We start from the raw sequence: 21,394 nt of genomic DNA, 5'->3' as shown, positions 1-21,394 counted from the left end.
AATTTAATATATGGAGGAATAAAAGATGAGTGTACAACTTTTGGATAAGACAAGAAAAATTAATAAGCTTCTGCATAACAATCATTCTGCAAGAGTTGAATTCAATGATATGTGTGCAGTGTTAAGCGGTATACTTGAGTCTAATATTCTTGTTATAAGCAGAAAAGGTAAAGTCCTTGGCACTGGATACTATGAGGGTGTTGAAGTAATCAGTGAGCTTGTATATGATAAGGTAGGCGGCTTTGTTGATGAGATGCTTAACGAAAGATTGTTAAGTGTATTGTCAACCAAGGAGAATGTTAATCTTTCAACATTAGGATTTACAATTGAGAATGTAAAGAAGTTTCAGGCGTTAATTGCTCCTGTGGAGATAGCTGGAGAGAGGCTTGGAACATTATTTATGTATAAGAGTGACAGCTCATATGAAATAGACGATATTATTTTAAGCGAGTATGGCACGACAGTAGTTGGACTTGAGATGATGCGTTCAGTTAATGAAGAGACTGCAGAGGAAAGCAGAAAGAAGAAGATAGTAAGATCAGCTATTGATACACTGTCAACATCTGAACTTGATGCTATTAAGAGTATATTTAAAGAACTTGATGGTAATGAAGGAACGCTTGTCGCAAGTAAGATTGCTGATAATGTCGGCATAACAAGATCAGTAATTGTCAATGCTTTAAGAAAATTTGAGAGTGCGGGTGTTATTGACTGCAAGTCATCAGGAATGAAAGGAACATATATAAAAGTCGTTAATGAATATGTGTTTGAAGAGCTTTCTAAACTTGATGATTAATTATGTATGATATATGTGGATGGGTAATTGCATATATAAAGCAATTATTAATGAATTGTTTGTATGGTTATAGAGGGAGAGAGCTGTTGTCAGCTCTTCCTTTTTTATTTTAGTAATAAAATATTAAGTGTTTTTGTAAAAATACAGCAAAATATTCAAAAAGATTAAAAAAAACTTGTTTTTTTGTCGTAAATTATTATAATGGTAGTTAGTGTAATTATGTTTAATGTCCATAATTGGAAAGGGGTATATATGAGCTCGGGAATGTTTGGTTATGTAGATGTATTAAAGACCGCAGCTGATGCAAGCTGGGCGAGAGAGGAAGTATTGACTAATAATATAGCTAATGTTGATACACCTAATTACAAAAGACAGGATGTGGAATTTACTACTTATTTAAAGTCTGCATTGAGCCGTTCAGGAGGAGATTCAACATCTCTTACTAACAGAGTTAACAATATTAATTATAATGATGTTACTATGAGAACTTATACTGATAATTCTACTTTATCATACAGATTAGATGGTAATAATGTGGATTTATCAACAGAGAATGTTGAACTTGCATCAGAACAGCTTAATTATAATGGCTTGATTGACAGTATGAATAATGAATTTACACGTTTTAAAGCGGTACTTAAGTAATAAGACTGGTTAGTTTACTAAAGAAGTTAATATTTATTTAAAGCGGGATTGGAGGATTATTGATATGTCAATGTTTGCGGCATTTAATATAAGTGCATCAGGAATGACAGCACAGCAGTTAAGAACAGATGTTATTTCACAGAATATAGCTAATGCTAATACTACAAGAACAAGTGACGGAACAGCATATGTTAAGAAGTCGGTTGTATTTACAGAAAAGACTGTTACATCAGGTATGGCTGGAAGGTCAGTTTATTCATCATCAGGAACAACATTTGCAGATGCGTTAAGAGCAGCTAATGGTGGAGTAGTGGGCAGCGGTGTTAAAGTTACATCTATATATGATGATACTTCTACAGATATGAATATGGTATATGACCCATCTCATCCGGATGCAGATGAGAATGGATATGTTACATATCCTAATGTTAATGTTGTTCAGGAGATGACAGACCTTATAGATGCATCAAGGTCATATGAAGCTAATATTTCAGCATTTAACTCAAGTAAAGATATGGCATCAAAGGGACTTACTATCGGACAGTCATAATTCAGGGATTGAATTATATCATCAGATAAAAGATTAATTAATATAGATTGGATGGAGGAATTGTGATATGGATTTAACAACAGCAGTTAATTCGCTTGGGAGTGATTATGTTAATAAGGTGTCTGACCTTTTAACTAATAAGACTAATACAGCTTCAGGCACAACAGATGACTCATCATTTGATTCAGTATTTAATGCTGTTTCGGGACTATTGGATAGTACCAATTCATATATTCAGCAGGCACAGCAGGCGGAAGTTGATTATGCACTTGGTAATATGACTAATACACACGAGTTAGGAGTGTATCAGCAGAAAGCTAATATTGCCCTGCAATATACAGTTGCAATAAGAGATAAAGCACTTGAGGCATATAAAGAAATAATGAATATGCAGATATAATTACTTAGGAGTTAATAATGGCAGATAAATTGAAACAGATCCCTCAGAAGTTATTAGACATCTGGAAGAGTTGGTCAGTAAAACAAAGAGTATTAATAATAGGTTCAATCGTTGCTTTTATAGCGGTTGTGAGCATAGTGGCAATTGTGCTTACAAGACCTAAGTATGAGGTACTTGTAACGTGTGAAGATTATACAGAGATGAATTCGGTAACTACACTGCTTACGGACAATAATCACAAATATAAAATTAATAATATGGTAGTAAGTGTTAATTCCAAAGAGCTTACAGCCTGTAAAATGCTTCTTGCAAGCCAGAATATACAGTCAGATGGCTATACATTTGAAGATGCTATGAAGAGAAGCTTTACAACAACAGATTCGGACAGTACCAAGCAGTATGCCCATTATCTTGAGACTAAGCTAGAGGGCGATCTTAAGGATATGGACGGAGTTAAGGATGCTTCCGTTACAATTAATATGCCTGAGAAGACTAATTCATTTTATCAGGCAGCATCAGATGCTACAGTAGCAGTTAAACTCGTTACAACAAAGGATATTAATGAAGATGCAGCTGAGAGTATGGCTTCGCTTCTTGCTATGGCGGTTGGCAATGATTCAACTAAGAGCATTACTATTATAGATAACAAAGGTAATACATTATTTAATGGAGCTGCTGGTAATAATTCAACATCAGGTGTGGGAATGAACAGCAAGTTAAAGTACAAATCACAGATTGAAGCTACAACAAGCAGTTCGCTTCTTAGAAATATTGTTTCAACAGGATTATATGATGATGCTGTTATAACACTTAATTATGAACTTGACTGGAATACAGTTAATACAATTGCAAAAGAATATACAGCACAGGAAGGAAGAGAAGAAGGGTTATACAGTCATTCTTATGAACAGGAGTCTGTAGGTACTAATGGTGCAAGTGGTACACCTGGTACAACAAGTAACAGTGGAACAACATATGATATTACAGATGGTACAACATCAACATCTACATATACTGTTAAGGAATATGATTATCTTCCTAACGAGCTTGTAACAACAACTAATACAGACCCAGGTGCTATAGTGAAAAATGGTTCATCTATAGCTGTAACACTTATTAAGAATGTTACATATGAAGAGACACAGGCTAAGAAGCTTGGTTATCTTGATGGAAAAGACTGGGATACATTTAAGAGTGAGAATTCTGAACCAGTAACACTTAATGTTGATAATTCGTGGGTGGATATTATATCAAAGGGTACAGGTATTGACCCGGCTAATATATCAGTAGTGGCTTACCAGAAGAATTCATTCCAGGATAAGGCTTCAAGCAATATATTAAGCAAGGCATCGTTCTGGGTACAGATTGTACTTGCAGCTGCAATACTTGGAATCCTTGTGCTTGTGATTATTAGAAGTGCAAGACCTCTTACAGTGGAAGAAAAAGAACCAGAGCTTTCTGTTGAGGAAATGCTTGCTTCTACGAGAGAGAACCAGCCATCAGTTGACGATATTGACTTACAGGAGAAGTCAGAGACGAGAAAGGCAATCGAGAAGTTCGTGGACGAGAATCCAGAAGCTGTTGCATTGCTATTGCGTAACTGGCTTAATGAAGATTGGAATTAATGATTTGATTTGGGAGTGAGGATAAATGGCACGACAGAACGCTAACGGCGAAAAAAATATGGATGGAGTTGAAAAGGCTGCGATACTTCTTATAGCACTTGGACCTGAGAAATCAGCACAGATTTTCAAGCATCTTAAAGAAGACGAAATAGAACAGCTTACACTTGAAATTGCTAATACTAGCAGTGTATCTCCACAGACAAAAGAGCAGGTGCTCAATGATTTCTATGAAGTGTGTCTTGCACAGCAGTATATTGCAGAAGGTGGTATCGGATACGCTAAAGAGCTTCTTGAGAAGTCTTTAGGAGAAGAAAAGGCAAAGGCTGTTATAGGAAAACTTACAGCAAGCCTTCAGGTACGTCCATTCGAATTTATCAGAAGAACAGATTCTTCACAGCTGCTCAACTTTATACAGGATGAGCATCCACAGACTATTGCTCTTATATTATCATACCTTCCACCTTCACAGGCATCGGCAGTTATATCATCTTTGCCACCTGAAAAGCAGGCAGATGTTGCAAGGAGAATAGCCCAGATGGATAGAACATCACCAGATGTTATCAAGCAGGTTGAAAAGGTACTTGAGAAGAAGCTTGCTTCTTTAGTAAATCAGGATTACACAATTGTTGGTGGTGTAGATGCCATTGTTGAAATCCTCAATTCTGTTGACAGAGGAACAGAAAGACATATTATGGAAACTCTCGAAGTCGAAGAGCCAGAGCTTGCTGATGAAATCCGTAAGAAAATGTTCGTATTTGAAGATATTCTTTCGCTTGATGACAGAGCAATCCAGAGAGTTCTTAGAGATGTTGATAATGGAGATCTTGCTCTTGCCCTTAAGGGAGCTGCAGAAGAAGTTCAGAATGTTATTCTTAATAATCTTTCAAAGCGTCTTGCTGTTATGATAAAGGAAGATATGGAATATATGGGACCTGTTCGTATGAAGGATGTTGAAGAGGCACAGCAGAAGATTGTTAATATTATAAGAAAGCTTGAAGATTCAGCAGAGATTGTTATTGCAAGAGGCGGAGGTGACGAGATAATTGTCTAATCTGTTAAAAAGAGGCACTACAGTAAGTAGTGATGAGAGAGTTATAGATTATAACGACCTTGTTAAAAGTAAGTTAAAGCATATTATAGAAATTCAGAATAACAAAGATAATGTTGATGCAGACGGTTTTGTTAATGGACTTAAGGCAGATGTTGTAGAACAGCTGCTCACAGGTTCAGAAGACGATATGAATGAAGAAGCGGCAACTGATGCCAGTTATGAAGCACAAGCTGCTTCAATAATAGAGAATGCCAGCAACGAAGCACAGAGTATCAAGGATGAGGCTAATGAAATTCTTGCACAGGCACATATGGAGGCGGACAGGCTTTTACAAGAAGCTAAGAAGCAAGGATACCAACAAGGTGCAGAAGGTGCAAGACAGGAATACGAAGATAAGGCGGCTCAGCTTGCAAGAGATTATGAAGCAAAGGCTGAACAGTTAACAAATGAATATGAACAGCTTAAAGCAGCTATTGAGCCAGAGCTTGTTAATACAATAACTGATGTATTCAGAAAAGTTACAAGAGTTGTATCTGATGATAATCAGGATATAATACTTGGCCTTATCGGTAATGTCCTTAAGAATGCAGAGACAAGCAATGATTTTGTTATTAAGGTTTCACCAGAAGATTATAAGTTCTTAACAAATAATCAGGGCAAGATATATTGTGCGGTATCTAAAGAGATTAATCTTGATATTGTTGCAGATACAACAATGAAGAAGAATGAATGTATAATAGAGACAGATGCAGGTGTATTTGACTGTAGCCTTGATATAGAACTTAACAATCTTATTAAGGATATTAAGTTGTTAAGCTGTATGTAAGTTATAAAGCTATATAAAATGATAATTATATGGCAGGTACTCTGGCATATTGTTATACAGATACAGGGAGGAAGAAGATTTGTCACTACTAAATATAGATAAATATTATTCTTTGACAGAGAAATCTTTCTATAAGAAGCTTGGAAAGGTTACTAAGATTGTAGGTCTTACAATAGAGTCAATAGGACCGGATGCCAAGCTTAATGATTTATGTAAAATTTACTCAGCTGACAGAAGTCAGGTGTTATTTGCAGAGGTGGTAGGATTTAAGGATTCTAGAGTTCTTCTTATGCCATTTGATGTTGTTGATGGAATTGGACCTGGAAGTATTGTTGAGAATACTGAAAAACCATTAGAGGTTAAGGTTGGAGATGATATTTTAGGACATACTTTAGATGGACTTGGCAATCCTACAGACGGTGCAGAGCTTAACCTTGAGAGTGCTTATTCGGTAGAAGCTGCACCACCAGATCCTATGGAAAGAGAGATTATCAGTGAAATTCTTCCACTTGGAGTTAAGGCAGTTGATGGCCTGCTTACAGTAGGTAAAGGACAGAGAATTGGCATATTTGCAGGTAGTGGTGTAGGTAAGAGTACATTGCTAGGTATGTTTGCAAGAAATACAAAGGCAGATATTAATGTTATTGCACTTATAGGCGAGCGAGGCAGGGAAGTAAGAGAATTTGTTGAGAGGGATTTAGGTCCTGAAGGTATGAAACGAAGTGTTCTTGTAGTTGCTACATCAGATAAGCCGGCACTTATAAGAAATAAGGCTGCTAAGACAGCGACAGCTATTGCAGAATATTTCAGGGATCAGGGAAAAGATGTTCTTCTTATGATGGATTCATTGACACGTTTCTCTATGGCACAAAGAGAGATTGGACTTGCATCTGGTGAACCACCTGTTACAAGAGGTTATCCACCGAGTGTATATAGTGAGATGCCTAAGCTGCTTGAGAGAGCAGGTATGTCAGATAAAGGCTCAATTACAGGTCTGTATACAGTTCTTGTTGATGGTGATGATTTTAATGAACCTATTACAGATACGGCAAGAAGTATCCTTGATGGTCATATAATGCTTTCAAGAAAGTTAGGACATAAGAATCATTATCCTGCTATTGATGTGCTTCAAAGTATATCAAGATGTATGAGCCAGATAGTATCCAAGGAACATAAGAAAGCAGCAGGCAGGTTAAAGACAGTGCTTGCTACATATAATGAAGCGGAAGACCTTATTAATATTGGGGCTTATAAGAGCGGCTCGAACAGGAATATTGATTATGCGATATCCAAGATAGATGCTGTTAACAGATTTCTTATGCAGCAGACAGATGAGAAGTTCTCACTGGATGAAGAATTGAATGCTTTATATGATTTGTTCAGTGATTATGAGGATTTTGAGAATGGAAGCCTGAAGCTTGGCGAACAGCCAAAAGCACCACAGAGAGCACAGGCAAGACGATAAATGTTGAAATCTTAATATATCTAATGTAAATATATACCAATTATCGATAAGTTGTGATAAAATATAACAGGTATGAGGGCTGATATAATATGGCAAAATTCATATATAGTATGCAGAATGTACTTAACATAAAAGAAAGAATGGAGACACAGGCTAAGACAGAATATGCCCAGATGCTTGGAGCACTTCATGATGAGGAAGTGAAGATGCACAATATTATGTCAACACTTAATTCGTATAAGGTACAGGCTTCGCAGCTATCTATAGGAAAGCTTGATATAGCTAAGATCAGAAGATGTAATGAAGCTATTAAGATTACAGAAGATATGGCAAAGAACCAGGCTGTAATGGTTAAGCTGGCGGAAAGAAATGTTGAGGCTTCAATGAAGCGTCTTGCAGATGCAGTTAAGGAAAGAAAGGTTCAGGAAAAGCTGAAAGAAAAGGCTTTTGAGCAGTTCCTACAGGAGCTTAATGCACAGGAGATGAAAGAGATTGATGAAGTTGTAAGCTTTAATTATAATGATAGAGAAGAAGACGAATAAACGGAGAGCAGATTACTATGGCAAAGAAGAAATCCAAGGAAGAATTAGATATTGATGACAGCTTAGATCTGAATGATGAAGAAGAAAGTTCAGGCGGCAATAAGCTTCTTAACGCATTTATTGTAGTGGTTGTAATTGCTATATGGCTTGTCATATTTGGCTTGTTGATAAAGATGAATGTCGGTGGAATAGGAAGTATGCTAAGACCATTCCTTAAGAATGTTCCAGTTATCAACAGAATTCTTCCAGAGGCAACAGATGAAGAGATAGCTGAAGAGACAGGAAGCAAGTATAAGAATCTTGCTGAGGCAATAGACAGAATTAATGAACTCGAAGCAGAACTTGCACAGTATAAGGATGCAGGAACAGCTGATTCATCAACAATTGCTGATTTACAGGCAGAGATTGCCAGATTAAAAGTATTTGAAGATAACGCACAGTATTATCAGGATTTAAAGGATAAGTTCGACAGGGAAGTTGTCTATACAGATAATGCACCAGATATATCCAATTACAAATCGTGGTATGAGTCTATAGATGCAGATAATGCGGCAGAATTATATAAGCAGGTTATAAAAGATCTTGAGTATTCTCAGAAGATTAAGGACTGGGCAGAGGCATATGCTAAGATGGATGCAGCCAGTGCCGCTGCAATTCTTGAAGAGATGACAGGTGATACGAACCTTGTATCACAGATATTACAGTGTATGACATCTAAGCAGAGAGCAGCTGTACTTGCAGAGATGGATCCGGTATATGCAGCTAAGATTACAAAGATTACTCATCCATAATATTTTGGTAATCAGACATAATGTCTTATTACATATAATCATTACAAGAAAGGAGGAATACATATGGTTAGTCCAGCAGTAGTTGGAACAGGCAGCACCAATAAGGTGTCTGGAACTGCACAGACTAAGGCATCAGCTAAGAAATCGGGCGATTTCAAGTCAGTGATGGCAGATTCTCTTGCAAATGGGGCAACTAATGGTAATATTGGCAAGACTAATATCAAAGATAACCTTATTAATGTTCAGAATACTAACACTAATAAGATATCTGCAAAGAATAATACATCAGAAGATAAGAGCAGTGTTACAGGTTCGGCTGAGAATGCTGATACATCTAGTATATCAGATGTTAATTCCAAGGCAGATAATAAAGATGTCACAGATACAGTAAAAGAAGTGTGCGAAGATATTAAAGATGCTATTAAAGAAGAATTCGATGTATCAGATGAAGACATCAAAGTGGCTATGGAGTTACTTGGGCTTACAGCACTGGATCTTCTTTCAACTGCCAAAGTAGCAGAGCTTATTGAACAGCTTACAGGAACAGATGCACTTACACTAATAACTAATGAGGATATGATGCAGAGCTTTAATAACATTATCAATGTTGTGGATGAAGCTAATGCTGATATAGCAGGTATGCTTGGAGTTAAGACAGAAGAAGTTGGAATTGTTCTTGGACAGAACGATATAGCACCTGTAGTTAATTCAGAAGATACAGCTAAGCAGGATAATGTTAAAGAATCAGATGCTAAGAATGCAGATGATAATATTAACCAGACAGTAGATAATCAGGAAAGCTTAAGTGAAGTTCTTGCTAAGAAGATTACAACAGAAAGCGATGGCAAGGCAAAGAATAATATGTCGGAGTCTAACGAAGCCAACAACAAAGTTACATATGCTGATGTTGCGGATAATATGATATCTAATATTACAGATACATTTGCTGACATTATAACAGAAGATATTTCAACGGTTAAAGAAGCCGACATCGTCAATCAGGTTATAGACAGTGTAAAGCTTATGGCATCAAGAGAACTTACAAGTATGGAAGTTATGCTTAATCCAGAACATCTTGGAAGCGTGCACATTACAGTTACAGCCCGCAACGGAATTGTCTCTGCACAGATTGCAGCTCAGAATGAGCAGGTAAAGACAGCACTTGAGAACCAGATGGTTACATTAAGGGAGCAGTTTGAAAGTCAGGGACTTAAAGTTGATGCTGTGGAGATTACAGTTATGGCACATAGCTTTGAAGCAGGCCAGAATTTCGGACAGAGTGAATCTGAAAGAAAGCAGGGCGAAAGCAAGGTGCATAGAAAGCTTGATCTTTCTTCATTTGATGATGAATTAGAAGAAGATTTAGAGAGTACAGCTCCAGCACCTAAGGCAGAGGGAAGCAGTGTTGAATATCTTGCATAGAACAAAGACATGTATTAAATTACTATTTTAATTGAATAAAGAAAGGAGAACACATATGGCAGTAGATTCATCTAATGCAGTATCGCAAAGCCAGATTATCAGTTCTACATCTAAGACAACGAATACTAAGAAGTCTAACACACTTAATATGGAGAACTTCTTGAGCCTTTTAGTAGCAGAAATGCAGAATCAGGATCCGCTTGAACCAACAAGTAATTCAGATTATATGGCTCAGATGGCAACATTCTCACAGGTAGAAGCTACAACAGAGATGAATGAAAAAGTGCTTAGCCAGACAGCATCTAATCTTATTGGTAAAGCTGTTATTGTAAAGACAGATATGAATACATCTGGCTATGCTGGTGGTGTGGTTAATGGCTGGCAGGAGATTGATGGTATAATATATCTTGGTATTAACGGCGGTCTTTATGATATTAATGATGTTGATCAGGTGATTGACAAAGATTACTATGAAAAATGGAATGCATCTAATGGTTCTAATAGTTCATCTGGAAGTACAGACAGCACAACAGGCAGTACTGATTCAACAGATGATAAAAAGGACAGCACAGATTCTACTGATAAGTCAGAAGCAGCTGGGTCAGAAGAATAGAATTCGTACAGGAAAGGGATTGAATGTACATAATGCTTTAATTTAATTGATGTAAGATGGGAGATGTCTATGAATAATATACTCAATGGCAGCGTTACTTCAATTGAAAGAATGGCAGAGGTTATCAGTAAGAGAAAGAAACAGGATGTTAATGCCACATATGATGGCCCTTCATTTACTGAAATATTAAGTCGTCAGCAGTCAATTGATGAGCTTGTCGCAGACAGAACTTCAGGTGTAGCATATGGGCTTAAATTCACTAAACATGCAGATGCAAGACTTGAACAGAGAGATATAAGACTAACTGACGAACAGATGATAAGGCTTGAAGAGGGAACGAAGAAGGCATATAGCAAAGGAATCAAAGAGTCTTTGGTTCTTGTTGATAATCTTGCGTTCATAGTCAATACTGATAAGAAGACAGTAATAACAGCTATTGACCAGAATTCAAGTGATGACAACATTTATACCAATATTGATGGCGCAGTAGTTATGTAACAGGACCGGTAAGGATGTTATTCATCTCTGACTGACAGATGAGATGATACGCCTCAATGTTTAATAAGAATATTAAATAACGCGGTTACGCAGTATGGAGGAATAATATTATGATGAGAGCATTGTTCTCTGGTGTGTCAGGCTTAAAATCACATCAGACAAGAATGGATGTTATAGGTAATAACATTGCAAATGTTAATACAGTAGCTTACAAATCACAGTCGATGACATTTAGTGAAGTGTTTTATCAGACAACACAGACAGCTACAGGACCTAATGCCGATACAGGTAAAGGTGGTACTAATGCTATGCAGATTGGTCTTGGCTCTTCAGTGGGTTCTATATCAACAGCAATGACAACAGAAGGTGCAACAGAGAGAACAGATAATGCAACTGATCTCGCTATTACAGGCTGTAACGCATTCTTTATTGTAAGCAGCGGTGGTAATACATATTTTACAAGAGCTGGTAACTTTACAAAGGATGAGTCAGGTGCATTGGTTACACAGTCTGGTGCAAGCGTACTTGGATGGCAGGTTGACAGCGAGACTGGTGAGATATTAAAGGATAAGGTATCACCTCTTTATCTTGAAAGTGATGCTGTTAAATATACATTACCAGAAAGAACAACAGGACTTACACTTGCTGGTAATATTAATTCAACAGAGTCTGATGATGTAACAACAACGCTTAACTTCTATGACAGCCTTGGTAGTTTATATCAGGCAACAGTAGTTCTTCATAAGGAAGGACAGACAGGTAATGATGTTACATACTCAATAACAGCATCTTCAATAACAAAGGATGGCGAAAAGACAGACCTTACACTTACAACAAGTAACACACTTGTGTTTAATTCAGTTACAGGTCTTTCTAATGAAGCTAATGCTAATATTGAATTTACAGTTGAGAGTCCAACAGCTAATGATCCACAGCTTGATAATATTGGTGCTGAAGGAACTCATATATTAACTGTTGATATGTCAGGAATTAAGATGATAGCAGATAAGTCATCAATCAAACAGACATATGGTATCAAGGATGCAACAACTGGCAATTATATTGGTGGTGGTAAGGCTGTTGGTACAATGACATCTTACGGTATTGATACAATGGGTAGAATTAATGCAAGCTATAGCAATGGTGATGTTAAGACTATTGGACAGATAGCTGTAACAGAATTCACTAACCCTGGTGGTCTTGAGAAGGTTGGGGAGAACTTATACGCTGCAACACTTAACTCAGGTGAGTTCGATGGAATAGGAAAAGATATATCAGCTACAAAGGGTAAGATCCAGTCGGGAGTATTAGAGATGTCTAATGTGGATCTTGCACAGGAATTCACTACAATGATAACAACTCAGAGAGGCTATCAGGCTAACTCAAGGATTATTACAGTATCAGATACTTTGCTTGAGGAGCTTATTAATCTTAAGAGATAATTAAGGTTATCATAACAAAGCGATTCATATTTATGGAACGCTACAGAAGAGTATTCTGCCGCGTTCCATTATTTTATTGAAAGGATAGAATGTTTCAGAATTTTATTCTATAAGTTATGCAGACAAAAGATATAAAGAAATATTTCGTTATTATTTGTCGGATTAATTAAGAAAATATGTAGAAAAATGGCAGTATTATATTGCAATAATTTGTCATTGGTGTTTTAATATATATAGTTTAATTATGGGGGTGTTGTATATATATAATATAAGTGTGCCCCAATATGAAAGAATGGATGGTGTCTTTGATGGATTTAGCTTCAATTATAGGTATTGTCTTAGGTGCGGTAATGGTTGTATTCGGTATTCTGTGGGGCAATGGTGTATCAGCTTTGCAGAATTTCGTCGATGTTCCTTCAATTATTATTACACTTGGAGGTTCTTTAGCAGGTCTTATTGCGTCGAATACTCTTAAAGATTTCCTTAATAATTTTAAAGGTGTGGGTCTTGCGTTTAAAGATCCGAAGTATGACAATGGTTCAACAATAGCCAAGATTATAGAATTGTCAAATGTAGCAAGAAAGGAAGGCCTTCTTGCACTTGAAGAGGTGGCACAGAATCTTGATGATGAATTTATGAAGAAAGGTATTCTGCTTATTGTTGATGGTACAGAGCCAGAGCTTGTAAGAGGAATACTTGAAACAGAACTTATGAATATGGATGAACGACACAGAAGTGTGGCTGGGTTCTTTGAGACATGGGCAGCACTTGGTCCTGCCTGGGGTATGATTGGTACTCTTATAGGTCTTGTTAATATGTTAAAGGATTTGCAGGATTCATCAGCAATTGGACCATCGATGGCAACAGCCCTTCTTACAACACTTTATGGTTCGTTGATAGCTAACTGGTTCTGTACACCAATTGCTAATAAATTAAAAGAGCAGAATTCTATAGAATATCAGCTCAAAGAAATAGTTATTGAGGGTCTGCTTTCTATTCAGGCAGGTGAGAACCCACGAGTAATTGAAGAAAAGCTTAAGTCATTCCTTGCACCAGCATCAAGAAATGCATTGTCTACCGAAGAAGGAGGAGGTGAAGCTTAATGGCTAAGAGGAAACCTCAGGACCAGCCAGCCGGATCTCCAGCGTGGATGTCGACTTTCAGTGATTTGATGAATTTGTTATTATGTTTCTTCGTTTTACTGTTTTCGATGTCATCAGTAGATGCAGAAAAGTTTGAAAAGGTTGCGGCTTCCCTGTCAGCGAGCTTTAGTATATTTCCATCAGGAGGTTCAGCATTATCTGATGAGGGTATTCTTGTGGGAAGTGGAGCAACACAGCTTAATGATCTTAGTTCATATTATAATAATATGGGTCTTAATACAGACGGTGAATTTACCGAAGAGGTAAAGACAGCTAAGGAACAGATGGATAAAGAAGGACTTAAAGAGTCTGAAAGTATGGCAGATGAAATAGAATCGGCTCTTAAAGCTGCTAATGTTGATAATCAGGTTGAGATAACAGCTACTAATAAATATGTAATGCTTAATATGAATGGTGGTATATTGTTTAATTCAGGTGAAGCTGATCTGACACCTGAAGCGGTGAGTCTGTTAGATTCAGTGGCTGGAGCAATATACCAGTATAATGACAATTATATAACAATAGAGGGACATACAGATAGTAATCCGATTAATACTGCCAAGTTCCCAGATAATATGATGCTTTCTGTGCATAGAGCACATAGCGTATATAATTATCTTGTTAATAATAAAGGCTTTGATGCCAAGACTATGACATCTTCAGGTCGTGGAGAGAATGTTCCGATAGCTGATAATACAACGGCAGAGGGACGTGCCCAGAACCGTAGGGTTGAGATAAAGATATATAATAATCTTAACAGTGATATACAGTAGATTTTCATTAAAGTATTTTGCTATAGACATAATCAGCATATATTAGATACATATCAGGAGGAAAGTTTATGAAGAAAAGTATGTTAAATGTTATAACACTTGCACTAGTTCTTGTGAATCTTGTGCTTACTGTTATACTTACATTTTCACTTGTATCAACTAACAACAAGACTAATAAGCTTGTGACTAAGGTTTCGGAGATTATTGACCTGGATGTTGCAGGTGTTGATAACAGCAGTAAGTCAACATCAGCTGGCACAAGCATAGAAGATGTAGCTTATGTAGATGTAAGCAATAATGGTTCTAATGATATTATGATATCTTACACAGATGGTGGTAAGACACATTATGCAATTGTTAATGTAACTCTTGGACTTAACACTAAGGCTAAGGATTATGCATCTAAGAGCACAACTATTAACAATGGTATGAAAGTAATTGTAAACGCAGTCCAGACAGAGGCTATGAAATATACATATAGTACAATAGCAGCAAGCAAGACAACAGTGGAATCTAATCTTTTAGCAACACTTCAAGATACATTCCAGACTGAGTGTATAACATCTGTTATTGTATCAGTAGTAGTCCAGTAATATAGGGGAATGTGTTTAATGTTAAAGATTAATTATGAATACAAGGAGGTGAGGAAGACATGGGAGAGGTCTTATCGCAAAGCGAGATAGATGATCTTCTAAAGGCGTTAAGCAGTGGTGAACTTGATGTTGATGAGATGAAGAATGGCGAAGAGAAACAGGTGAAGAACTATGACTTTGCAAGACCATCTAAGTTCTCAAAGGAACATTTAAGAACATTGGAGATTATATTCGAGCATTTTGGAAGACTTCTGGCAACCAATCTTCCAGCCTATTTAAGAAAAGCAGTCAGTGTTGACGTAGTCAATTCGGAAGTAGTAATCTATTCAGAATTCTCAAATGCCTTGTCAAATCCAGTTCTGCTTGGAGTAGTAAGTATGGCTCCGCTATCAGGTAATATGGTTATGGAGATTGCTTCTAATCTGGGATTTGCATTTGTAGACAGATTGTTAGGTGGAGCAGGAGCAGCTCTTGATAAAGAAAGAGAATTCTCGGAGATTGAGCTTTCGATAATAGAAAGAATATTCTCAATATGCGTTAATCTTTTAAGAGAGCCTTGGGAAAATGTTATTAAAGTAACTCCGCGATTGGAAAGAATAGAGACAAATTCTCAGTTTGCACAGATAATATCACCAACTGAAACAATAGCAATTATAACTATTAATCTCAAGATAGGTGATGTTGAAGGTCTTGTTAATGTATGTCTTCCATTTACATTATTAGAGCCAGTTATGGACAAGCTTAATACGAAGTTCTGGTTTGCTAATATGCAGGAAAAAGATCCTAAGCTTTATGGAGATGTTATTGAATCGACAATCAGCAGGACTAAAGTACCTGTTAAGACATTGCTTGGTGAATCCAAGATTAATGTATCTGATTTCATTAACCTTCAGGTGGGGGACATTATTAAAATTGATAAAAAAGTTGATCAGGAACTCGATGTTTATGTTGGCAACATCAAGAAGTTTAAAGCATTACCTGGTTACTTTGAAGATAAATACGCAGTTAGAATAACGGACGTAATTAGAGAGGAGAGTGAGTAAAAGATGGATGGTATGTTATCACAGGATGAAATCAATGCATTATTGAATGGAATGTCTGCTGATGATAGTGCTGACAATGAAACATCGGAGACACCACAGGAAAGTAATGAGTCTGCAAGTGATAATACTCCGAACACCGATAAACCAGAGGCCCTTTCTGATACTGAGAAAGATGCAGTTGGCGAGATATCTAATATAAGTATGGGTACAGCAGCGACAACACTTAGTTCACTGCTTAACCAGAAGGTTAATATAACGACTCCTAGGGTTGAGGTAGCAGATTGGGATAAGCTTTCTAGAAAGTATGACAGACCTTGTGTAATGCTTCAGATTAGATATAAGGAAGGTATAGATGGCAATAATGTACTTATTCTTAAGGAGAGAGATGTTAAGATAATTACTGACCTTATGATGGGAGGCACAGGAAATGTAGATGATGGAGAAGAACTTACAGATCTGCATCTTAGTGCAATAGGTGAGGCTATGAACCAGATGATGGGTTCAGCAGCTACCTCTCTTTCATCAATGTTTAACAGGAAGATAGATATAAGTCCTCCAATTGCTAATATTGTTGAAACATATAATGAGATGGATGAAACACTTCCACAGTTTTTAAATGACAATTTTGTAATTGTTGCATTTAAGATGCAGATAGGGGATTTAATTGATAGTGAGATTATGCAGTTATATCCTATTGATTTTGCTAAGGAACTTTTAACAATGTTCTCAATTGATCAGGAAGCACAGTCAGATAACAGTTCAGCAAGCACAGAACCAACACCCGCTGAACAGACGGCAGCACCGCAGCCACAGGCAGCTACAGCACCACAGGCAGCTACAGTACCACAGCAGCCAATGCCAGATATGTCACAGCAGGGTATGATGCAGCAGGGAATGCCAATGCAGGGTATGCCTTACGGATATGGAATGCCAATGCAAGGTATGCCTTATGGATACGGAATGCCAATGCAGCAGGCACCTGTGAAGGATGTTAATGTTTCACCGGCATCATTTCAGCCGTTTCAGGCTGATGTTAATCCACTTGTTCAGCAGGAGAACATCGATTTGATTATGGATGTGCCTCTTGAAGTAACAGTTGAACTTGGAAGAGTATCAAAGTCAATTAAAGACATTCTTGATTTCGCACCGGGAACAATCGTTGAACTTAACAAGATTGCAGGAGAAGCAGTTGATGTATTAGTTAATGGCAAATATGTTGCCAAAGGTGAAGTTGTTGTAATCGAAGAGAACTTCGGTGTAAGAATTACAGAAATTATCAAGTAATAATTTATTGTTTTTTAATAAAAAGATATATCAAAATTGGACTTGATGATGTATAATACTTACGGATTTTTATTTAGTGAATAATTTATATTTTAGTTAAGATAGGAGATTCATATGGCTAAGAATATTTTAATTTGTGATGATGCAGCATTTATGAGAATGATGATTAAGGATATACTCACAAAGAATGGTTACAATATCGCAGGAGAGGCTGAGAATGGTGCTAAGGCTGTTGAGAAATATGCAGAATTAAAGCCAGACCTCGTACTTATGGATATTACAATGCCTGAGATGGACGGAATTGAAGCACTTAAGAAGATTAAAGAAACAGATCCTAACGCAGCTGTAATTATGTGTTCAGCTATGGGTCAGCAGGCAATGGTAATTGAATCAATTCAGTCAGGAGCTAAGGATTTTATCGTAAAGCCATTCCAGGCAGATAGAGTATTAGAGGCTGTTCAGAAAGTTGTTGGATAATGACAGTTGCACTTATGAGCAGCAGGCTTGAAGCATTTGCACAGCTTTTTACTCTTCTTATTGTATTTATATTTGTATTGGCAGCTACATATTTTGCAACCCGTTTTGTTGGTAATTACCAGAAGAATAAGCTTTCCGGAAGTAATATACAGATATTAGAGACTATGCGTATATCTAATACAAAGTATATTCAGGTTATTAAGGTTGGCGGGAAGTGTTTTGCAATAGCTGTTACTAAAGATAATGTGAGTTTTCTTTGTGAATTGAATGAAGATGAGCTTATATATAATTCTTCTAGTGATACAGGTACAATTAATAAGGAGAGTTTTAAGGCTGTTTTGGAGAAATTTAAAAAGGACAAGCCAGAAGGTTAGGCGGGTTTATTGTATGTTACATTGGTTGAGAAAGCATAAAAAGTCATGCATAAGAGGATTTGCAGCAGTCAGTGCAGTATTTGGTGTGATGTGTGGCGTTACAGCTAAGGTTCTTGCTGCGGAAGGTGATGACAATCTTATAAGCATAGGCATATCGGCAGGTGATGGCAGTGATATGGCAAGCGTTTTACAGATGTTGATTGTATTGACAGTAATATCGTTAGCACCATCAATACTTATTATGCTTACTTCGTTTACCAGAATTGTTATAGTGTTGCATTTTACAAGAGCAGCTATAGGTACACAGACTGTTCCACCTAATCAGATAATTATAGGATTATCATTGTTTTTGACGGTGTTTGTTATGGCACCAACATTTACAGAGATATATGATAATGCCATAACGCCGCTATCTAATAATGAGATGACGGCAGAGGAGGCATTTGATGAAGGTATTAAGCCGCTAAGAACATTTATGTTAAAGCAGACTTCTACCAAGGATCTGGATACATTCCTTAAAATTGCAGGATATGAAGAAGGTTCAGTCAAATCAGAAGATGATATAACATTAAGGGTTTTAATTCCATCATTTATAATAAGTGAATTGAGAATTGCATTTATTATTGGTTTCCTTATATATCTTCCATTTATTGTTATTGATATGGTAGTATCTTCAACGCTTATGTCAATGGGTATGATGATGCTCCCACCAACAACAATATCTACACCGTTTAAGATACTTCTGTTTGTTATGGCAGATGGATGGAACTTGATTATTGGTAATTTAATGATGACATTCAAATAATAAAGGTGGGACTGATATATGGATACTGGTACAGTTATTAATATTGCAAGGCAGACAGTATGGATTATAGTAAAAACAGCTGTTCCTGTACTTCTTGTTTCAATGATTGTTGGTTTGGTTATAAGTCTTTTTCAGACACTTACATCTATTCAGGAGCAGACTTTGACATTTGTGCCGAAGCTTATTGCAATTCTTTTAACATTAATGCTTTTGGGGGCATGGATGTTAAATCAGATTACAGGATTTATGGGGAATTTGTGGAATTTCTCACAGTATATTTAATTAAAGGATTAAGATATAATGATTAATTATGAGGTTGCGCTTGGACAATTTGAGCTATTTGTTTTAATATTAATTCGATTAGCTTCATTTGTTTATGCCGCACCTTTTTTTAATACTGCCAATGTTCCACGAAAGTTTAAAGTTGGTTTTGCAATTGCACTTAGTGTGATTGTTTATGCTATTCATCCAGATATGTCGGTAGAATATGATAATATGATTGATTATTGTATAATTGCACTGCAAGAAGTAATAGTAGGAGTAATACTTGGTGCGGCGAGTTTTTTTTGTGTTCAGATTATACAGTTCTCAGGTAAGATAATTGATATGGATATAGGTATATCTATGGCACAGTTATATGATCCTACAACAAGAATGCAGGTGGGTATTATGGGCAACTTCTATTACTATATGTTAATGCTTTTGCTTATAATATCAGGTATGCACAGATTTCTTATAGAAGCTATCGTTGAGACATATAATGTTATACCTATAGGTGGAGTCAAATTCAGCGGTGCGATATATTCGACTGTTATACAGTTTATGACAGATTATTTTGTTATAGGTTTCAGAATAGCACTGCCGGTGTTTGCCACAACACTTCTTCTTAACTGTATTCTTGCCATACTTGCAAGGATAGCACCACAGATGAATATGTTCGTTGTTGGTATGCAGCTTAAGATATTTGTTGGAATATTTGTAATTCTTTTTACAATAGGTATGCTTCCAGCTGTTTCTAATTTCATACTGGAAGAAATTCAAAGCATATTTACAGCATTGGTAAGGGGTATGAGCTGATATGGAGAATGAACTTATATTAAGGCTGAACCTTCAGTTTTTTGCTAAAGATGGTCCCGGAGGGGAAAAGACAGAGCCGGCTACAAGTAAGAAGCTTAATGATGTAAGAAAAGAAGGACAGGTAGCTAAAAGTAAAGAGATAATAACAGCCATTTCTTTGATGTCATTGTTTATTATCCTAAAGATTTATGTTGGAAGACTTGGCACTGGATTTATAGATGTATTTAAGAATATATATGGGGCAATTGTAGTAATAGGCAATGACAGCGGTGATGGCTTATCCACCGGCTGGGCAGTAGCAACATTAAGACAGCTTGCAACAGAGGTTATTACGCTTGCAATTCCAATACTTCTTGTAGCTGTGATAATAGCGATACTTGGTAATGTGTTACAGCAGAAGTGGATGATAACAGCAAAGCCTATGCAGCCCAAATTAAGCAAGATTAGTCCGTTGAGTGGCTTTAAGAGAATGTTCTCTGTAAGACAGTTATTAGAGCTGCTAAAATCAATAGTGATGATTACAATTATAATTGCTGTTGTATATTCAACGATAAAAGATAAAATGAATGTTCTTCTTACATTCTATGATATTAGTCTTAATACAGCACTTTCAACAGTAGGAGATATAATTATAGGTCTTGGCATTAAGATAAGTGCGATATTTCTGATAGTCGGATTTGCTGACCTTGTGTATCAGAGACACAAGTTTAAGAATGATAATATGATGACTAAGCAGGAAGTTAAAGATGAATATAAGAATTCCGAGGGTGATCCTCAGGTTAAGGGACAGATCAGAAAGCGTATGCAGGAAGTATCAAGAAGAAGAATGATGCAGCAGCTTCCAGAGGCGGATGTAGTTATTACTAACCCAACACATTTTGCAGTCGCCCTTAAATACGAACCTAATGAGGGCAGGGCACCAGTAGTAATTGCAAAGGGTGCTGATTATCTTGCATTTCAGATAAAGGATAAAGCTAAGGAATATAATATTGCTATTGTGGAGAATAAACCACTAGCGAGAATTCTATATCATAATATAGATGTTGGTATGGAGATACCACCGGAATTATATCAGGCAGTTGCAGAAATTCTTGCCGCAGTTATGAAAACAAATAATAGATTATAATATAAATATGTGTTATTATTAATATTACAATATT

25 protein-coding genes are annotated in these 21,394 nt (G+C 36.6%); all 25 read left to right on the top strand.

Translation table 11 applies throughout. From position 1 onward, the window contains the following. The first annotated feature begins 25 nt into the window (after positions 1–25). The 25 genes from codY (at position 26) to flhB (ending at position 21,360) form a co-directional block, all read left to right on the top strand. Entirely contained in the window at positions 26–796 is a 771-nt protein-coding gene (gene codY / locus BM157_RS02645; RefSeq protein ID WP_022502717.1) for a GTP-sensing pleiotropic transcriptional regulator CodY, read from the top strand. A gap of 252 nt (positions 797–1,048) precedes the next feature. Further along, the gene (flgB, locus tag BM157_RS02640) at positions 1,049–1,441 is read left to right on the top strand and encodes a flagellar basal body rod protein FlgB (protein ID WP_022502716.1); all 393 of its coding nucleotides are present in this window, start codon (positions 1,049–1,051) and stop codon (positions 1,439–1,441) included. A gap of 64 nt (positions 1,442–1,505) precedes the next feature. Then, on the top strand, positions 1,506–1,991 hold the full coding sequence (flgC, locus tag BM157_RS02635) for a flagellar basal body rod protein FlgC (RefSeq protein ID WP_022502715.1): 486 nt from the start codon (positions 1,506–1,508) through the stop codon (positions 1,989–1,991). 67 nt (positions 1,992–2,058) lie between these two features. Beyond that, complete coding sequence (locus BM157_RS02630; protein WP_022502714.1) at positions 2,059–2,391, top strand: flagellar hook-basal body complex protein FliE; 333 nt, start codon at positions 2,059–2,061, stop codon at positions 2,389–2,391. 17 nt (positions 2,392–2,408) lie between these two features. After that, on the top strand, positions 2,409–4,016 hold the full coding sequence (fliF, locus tag BM157_RS02625; protein WP_022502713.1) for a flagellar basal-body MS-ring/collar protein FliF: 1,608 nt from the start codon (positions 2,409–2,411) through the stop codon (positions 4,014–4,016). 25 nt (positions 4,017–4,041) lie between these two features. Then, positions 4,042–5,067, top strand: coding sequence for a flagellar motor switch protein FliG (fliG, locus tag BM157_RS02620; RefSeq protein ID WP_055174387.1), 1,026 nt, complete (start codon positions 4,042–4,044; stop codon positions 5,065–5,067). Then, complete coding sequence (locus BM157_RS02615; protein WP_055307031.1) at positions 5,060–5,893, top strand: FliH/SctL family protein; 834 nt, start codon at positions 5,060–5,062, stop codon at positions 5,891–5,893. The genes fliG and BM157_RS02615 overlap by 8 nt, the downstream gene beginning before the upstream one ends. Before the next feature lie 79 nt (positions 5,894–5,972). After that, a complete protein-coding gene (gene fliI / locus BM157_RS02610; protein ID WP_022502710.1) occupies positions 5,973–7,358 on the top strand; it encodes a flagellar protein export ATPase FliI in 1,386 nt (461 codons plus the stop codon). 89 nt (positions 7,359–7,447) lie between these two features. After that, on the top strand, positions 7,448–7,900 hold the full coding sequence (fliJ, locus tag BM157_RS02605) for a flagellar export protein FliJ (RefSeq protein ID WP_022502709.1): 453 nt from the start codon (positions 7,448–7,450) through the stop codon (positions 7,898–7,900). A 17-nt stretch (positions 7,901–7,917) separates the two neighbouring features. Beyond that, entirely contained in the window at positions 7,918–8,691 is a 774-nt protein-coding gene (locus BM157_RS02600; RefSeq protein ID WP_055174390.1) for a MotE family protein, read from the top strand. 63 nt (positions 8,692–8,754) lie between these two features. Further along, positions 8,755–10,113, top strand: a complete 1,359-nt coding sequence (locus BM157_RS02595) for a flagellar hook-length control protein FliK (protein ID WP_090139844.1) — start codon at positions 8,755–8,757, stop codon at positions 10,111–10,113. Between the two features lie 55 nt (positions 10,114–10,168). Beyond that, on the top strand, positions 10,169–10,726 hold the full coding sequence (locus BM157_RS02590) for a flagellar hook assembly protein FlgD (protein WP_055174395.1): 558 nt from the start codon (positions 10,169–10,171) through the stop codon (positions 10,724–10,726). Positions 10,727–10,795: 69 nt separating this feature from the next. Continuing rightward, on the top strand, positions 10,796–11,224 hold the full coding sequence (locus tag BM157_RS02585) for a TIGR02530 family flagellar biosynthesis protein (protein WP_055174398.1): 429 nt from the start codon (positions 10,796–10,798) through the stop codon (positions 11,222–11,224). 110 nt (positions 11,225–11,334) lie between these two features. Next, positions 11,335–12,666: a flagellar hook protein FlgE gene (locus BM157_RS02580; protein ID WP_022502704.1), complete on the top strand. Its 1,332-nt coding sequence runs from the start codon at positions 11,335–11,337 to the stop codon at positions 12,664–12,666. A gap of 284 nt (positions 12,667–12,950) precedes the next feature. Next, positions 12,951–13,769, top strand: coding sequence for a MotA/TolQ/ExbB proton channel family protein (locus BM157_RS02575; protein ID WP_318255764.1), 819 nt, complete (start codon positions 12,951–12,953; stop codon positions 13,767–13,769). Next, the gene (locus BM157_RS02570) at positions 13,769–14,581 is read left to right on the top strand and encodes an OmpA/MotB family protein (RefSeq protein WP_055174402.1); all 813 of its coding nucleotides are present in this window, start codon (positions 13,769–13,771) and stop codon (positions 14,579–14,581) included. The genes BM157_RS02575 and BM157_RS02570 overlap by 1 nt, the downstream gene beginning before the upstream one ends. A 68-nt stretch (positions 14,582–14,649) precedes the next feature. Beyond that, positions 14,650–15,174: a hypothetical protein gene (locus BM157_RS02565; RefSeq protein WP_022502701.1), complete on the top strand. Its 525-nt coding sequence runs from the start codon at positions 14,650–14,652 to the stop codon at positions 15,172–15,174. A gap of 59 nt (positions 15,175–15,233) precedes the next feature. After that, a complete protein-coding gene (gene fliM, locus BM157_RS02560; RefSeq protein ID WP_022502700.1) occupies positions 15,234–16,217 on the top strand; it encodes a flagellar motor switch protein FliM in 984 nt (327 codons plus the stop codon). Between the two features lie 3 nt (positions 16,218–16,220). Continuing rightward, on the top strand, positions 16,221–17,501 hold the full coding sequence (fliY, locus tag BM157_RS02555; protein ID WP_090139841.1) for a flagellar motor switch phosphatase FliY: 1,281 nt from the start codon (positions 16,221–16,223) through the stop codon (positions 17,499–17,501). Between the two features lie 114 nt (positions 17,502–17,615). Continuing rightward, positions 17,616–17,978, top strand: coding sequence for a response regulator (locus tag BM157_RS02550; protein WP_022502697.1), 363 nt, complete (start codon positions 17,616–17,618; stop codon positions 17,976–17,978). Beyond that, on the top strand, positions 17,978–18,352 hold the full coding sequence (locus tag BM157_RS02545) for a flagellar biosynthetic protein FliO (protein ID WP_022502696.1): 375 nt from the start codon (positions 17,978–17,980) through the stop codon (positions 18,350–18,352). The genes BM157_RS02550 and BM157_RS02545 overlap by 1 nt, the downstream gene beginning before the upstream one ends. Positions 18,353–18,365: 13 nt before the next feature. After that, positions 18,366–19,157, top strand: coding sequence for a flagellar type III secretion system pore protein FliP (gene fliP, locus BM157_RS02540; protein WP_022502695.1), 792 nt, complete (start codon positions 18,366–18,368; stop codon positions 19,155–19,157). An 18-nt stretch (positions 19,158–19,175) separates the two neighbouring features. Continuing rightward, positions 19,176–19,439 carry a flagellar biosynthesis protein FliQ gene (gene fliQ, locus BM157_RS02535; RefSeq protein ID WP_022502694.1) on the top strand — a complete coding sequence of 88 codons (264 nt, stop codon included), beginning with the start codon at positions 19,176–19,178 and terminating at the stop codon, positions 19,437–19,439. A gap of 18 nt (positions 19,440–19,457) precedes the next feature. Further along, the gene (gene fliR, locus BM157_RS02530; RefSeq protein WP_055174406.1) at positions 19,458–20,234 is read left to right on the top strand and encodes a flagellar biosynthetic protein FliR; all 777 of its coding nucleotides are present in this window, start codon (positions 19,458–19,460) and stop codon (positions 20,232–20,234) included. A gap of 1 nt (position 20,235) precedes the next feature. Beyond that, positions 20,236–21,360 carry a flagellar biosynthesis protein FlhB gene (gene flhB / locus BM157_RS02525; protein ID WP_055174408.1) on the top strand — a complete coding sequence of 375 codons (1,125 nt, stop codon included), beginning with the start codon at positions 20,236–20,238 and terminating at the stop codon, positions 21,358–21,360. Positions 21,361–21,394 lie beyond the last annotated feature (34 nt).

Source organism: [Lactobacillus] rogosae, from assembly GCA_900112995.1.
GTDB lineage: Bacteria > Bacillota > Clostridia > Lachnospirales > Lachnospiraceae > Lachnospira > Lachnospira rogosae.
The sequence above is the reverse complement of the archived record's forward strand: the minus strand, read 5'-3'. Positions and strand labels throughout refer to the sequence as shown.

What these genes read in the sequence shown, in the direction of transcription:
- codY (WP_022502717.1), top strand. Translation starts at nt 26, where the DNA reads ATGAGTGTACAACTTTTGGATAAGACAAGAAAAATTAATAAGCTTCTG.
- flgC (WP_022502715.1), top strand. Translation starts at nt 1,506, where the DNA reads ATGTCAATGTTTGCGGCATTTAATATAAGTGCATCAGGAATGACAGCA.
- flhB (WP_055174408.1), top strand. Translation starts at nt 20,236, where the DNA reads ATGGAGAATGAACTTATATTAAGGCTGAACCTTCAGTTTTTTGCTAAA.
- fliG (WP_055174387.1), top strand. Translation starts at nt 4,042, where the DNA reads ATGGCACGACAGAACGCTAACGGCGAAAAAAATATGGATGGAGTTGAA.
- BM157_RS02545 (WP_022502696.1), top strand. Translation starts at nt 17,978, where the DNA reads ATGACAGTTGCACTTATGAGCAGCAGGCTTGAAGCATTTGCACAGCTT.
- flgB (WP_022502716.1), top strand. Translation starts at nt 1,049, where the DNA reads ATGAGCTCGGGAATGTTTGGTTATGTAGATGTATTAAAGACCGCAGCT.
- fliJ (WP_022502709.1), top strand. Translation starts at nt 7,448, where the DNA reads ATGGCAAAATTCATATATAGTATGCAGAATGTACTTAACATAAAAGAA.
- fliP (WP_022502695.1), top strand. Translation starts at nt 18,366, where the DNA reads ATGTTACATTGGTTGAGAAAGCATAAAAAGTCATGCATAAGAGGATTT.
- BM157_RS02600 (WP_055174390.1), top strand. Translation starts at nt 7,918, where the DNA reads ATGGCAAAGAAGAAATCCAAGGAAGAATTAGATATTGATGACAGCTTA.
- BM157_RS02565 (WP_022502701.1), top strand. Translation starts at nt 14,650, where the DNA reads ATGAAGAAAAGTATGTTAAATGTTATAACACTTGCACTAGTTCTTGTG.
- BM157_RS02580 (WP_022502704.1), top strand. Translation starts at nt 11,335, where the DNA reads ATGATGAGAGCATTGTTCTCTGGTGTGTCAGGCTTAAAATCACATCAG.
- fliR (WP_055174406.1), top strand. Translation starts at nt 19,458, where the DNA reads ATGATTAATTATGAGGTTGCGCTTGGACAATTTGAGCTATTTGTTTTA.
- fliF (WP_022502713.1), top strand. Translation starts at nt 2,409, where the DNA reads ATGGCAGATAAATTGAAACAGATCCCTCAGAAGTTATTAGACATCTGG.
- fliY (WP_090139841.1), top strand. Translation starts at nt 16,221, where the DNA reads ATGGATGGTATGTTATCACAGGATGAAATCAATGCATTATTGAATGGA.
- BM157_RS02595 (WP_090139844.1), top strand. Translation starts at nt 8,755, where the DNA reads ATGGTTAGTCCAGCAGTAGTTGGAACAGGCAGCACCAATAAGGTGTCT.
- BM157_RS02585 (WP_055174398.1), top strand. Translation starts at nt 10,796, where the DNA reads ATGAATAATATACTCAATGGCAGCGTTACTTCAATTGAAAGAATGGCA.
- BM157_RS02630 (WP_022502714.1), top strand. Translation starts at nt 2,059, where the DNA reads ATGGATTTAACAACAGCAGTTAATTCGCTTGGGAGTGATTATGTTAAT.
- BM157_RS02575 (WP_318255764.1), top strand. Translation starts at nt 12,951, where the DNA reads ATGAAAGAATGGATGGTGTCTTTGATGGATTTAGCTTCAATTATAGGT.
- fliQ (WP_022502694.1), top strand. Translation starts at nt 19,176, where the DNA reads ATGGATACTGGTACAGTTATTAATATTGCAAGGCAGACAGTATGGATT.
- BM157_RS02550 (WP_022502697.1), top strand. Translation starts at nt 17,616, where the DNA reads ATGGCTAAGAATATTTTAATTTGTGATGATGCAGCATTTATGAGAATG.
- fliM (WP_022502700.1), top strand. Translation starts at nt 15,234, where the DNA reads ATGGGAGAGGTCTTATCGCAAAGCGAGATAGATGATCTTCTAAAGGCG.
- BM157_RS02570 (WP_055174402.1), top strand. Translation starts at nt 13,769, where the DNA reads ATGGCTAAGAGGAAACCTCAGGACCAGCCAGCCGGATCTCCAGCGTGG.
- BM157_RS02590 (WP_055174395.1), top strand. Translation starts at nt 10,169, where the DNA reads ATGGCAGTAGATTCATCTAATGCAGTATCGCAAAGCCAGATTATCAGT.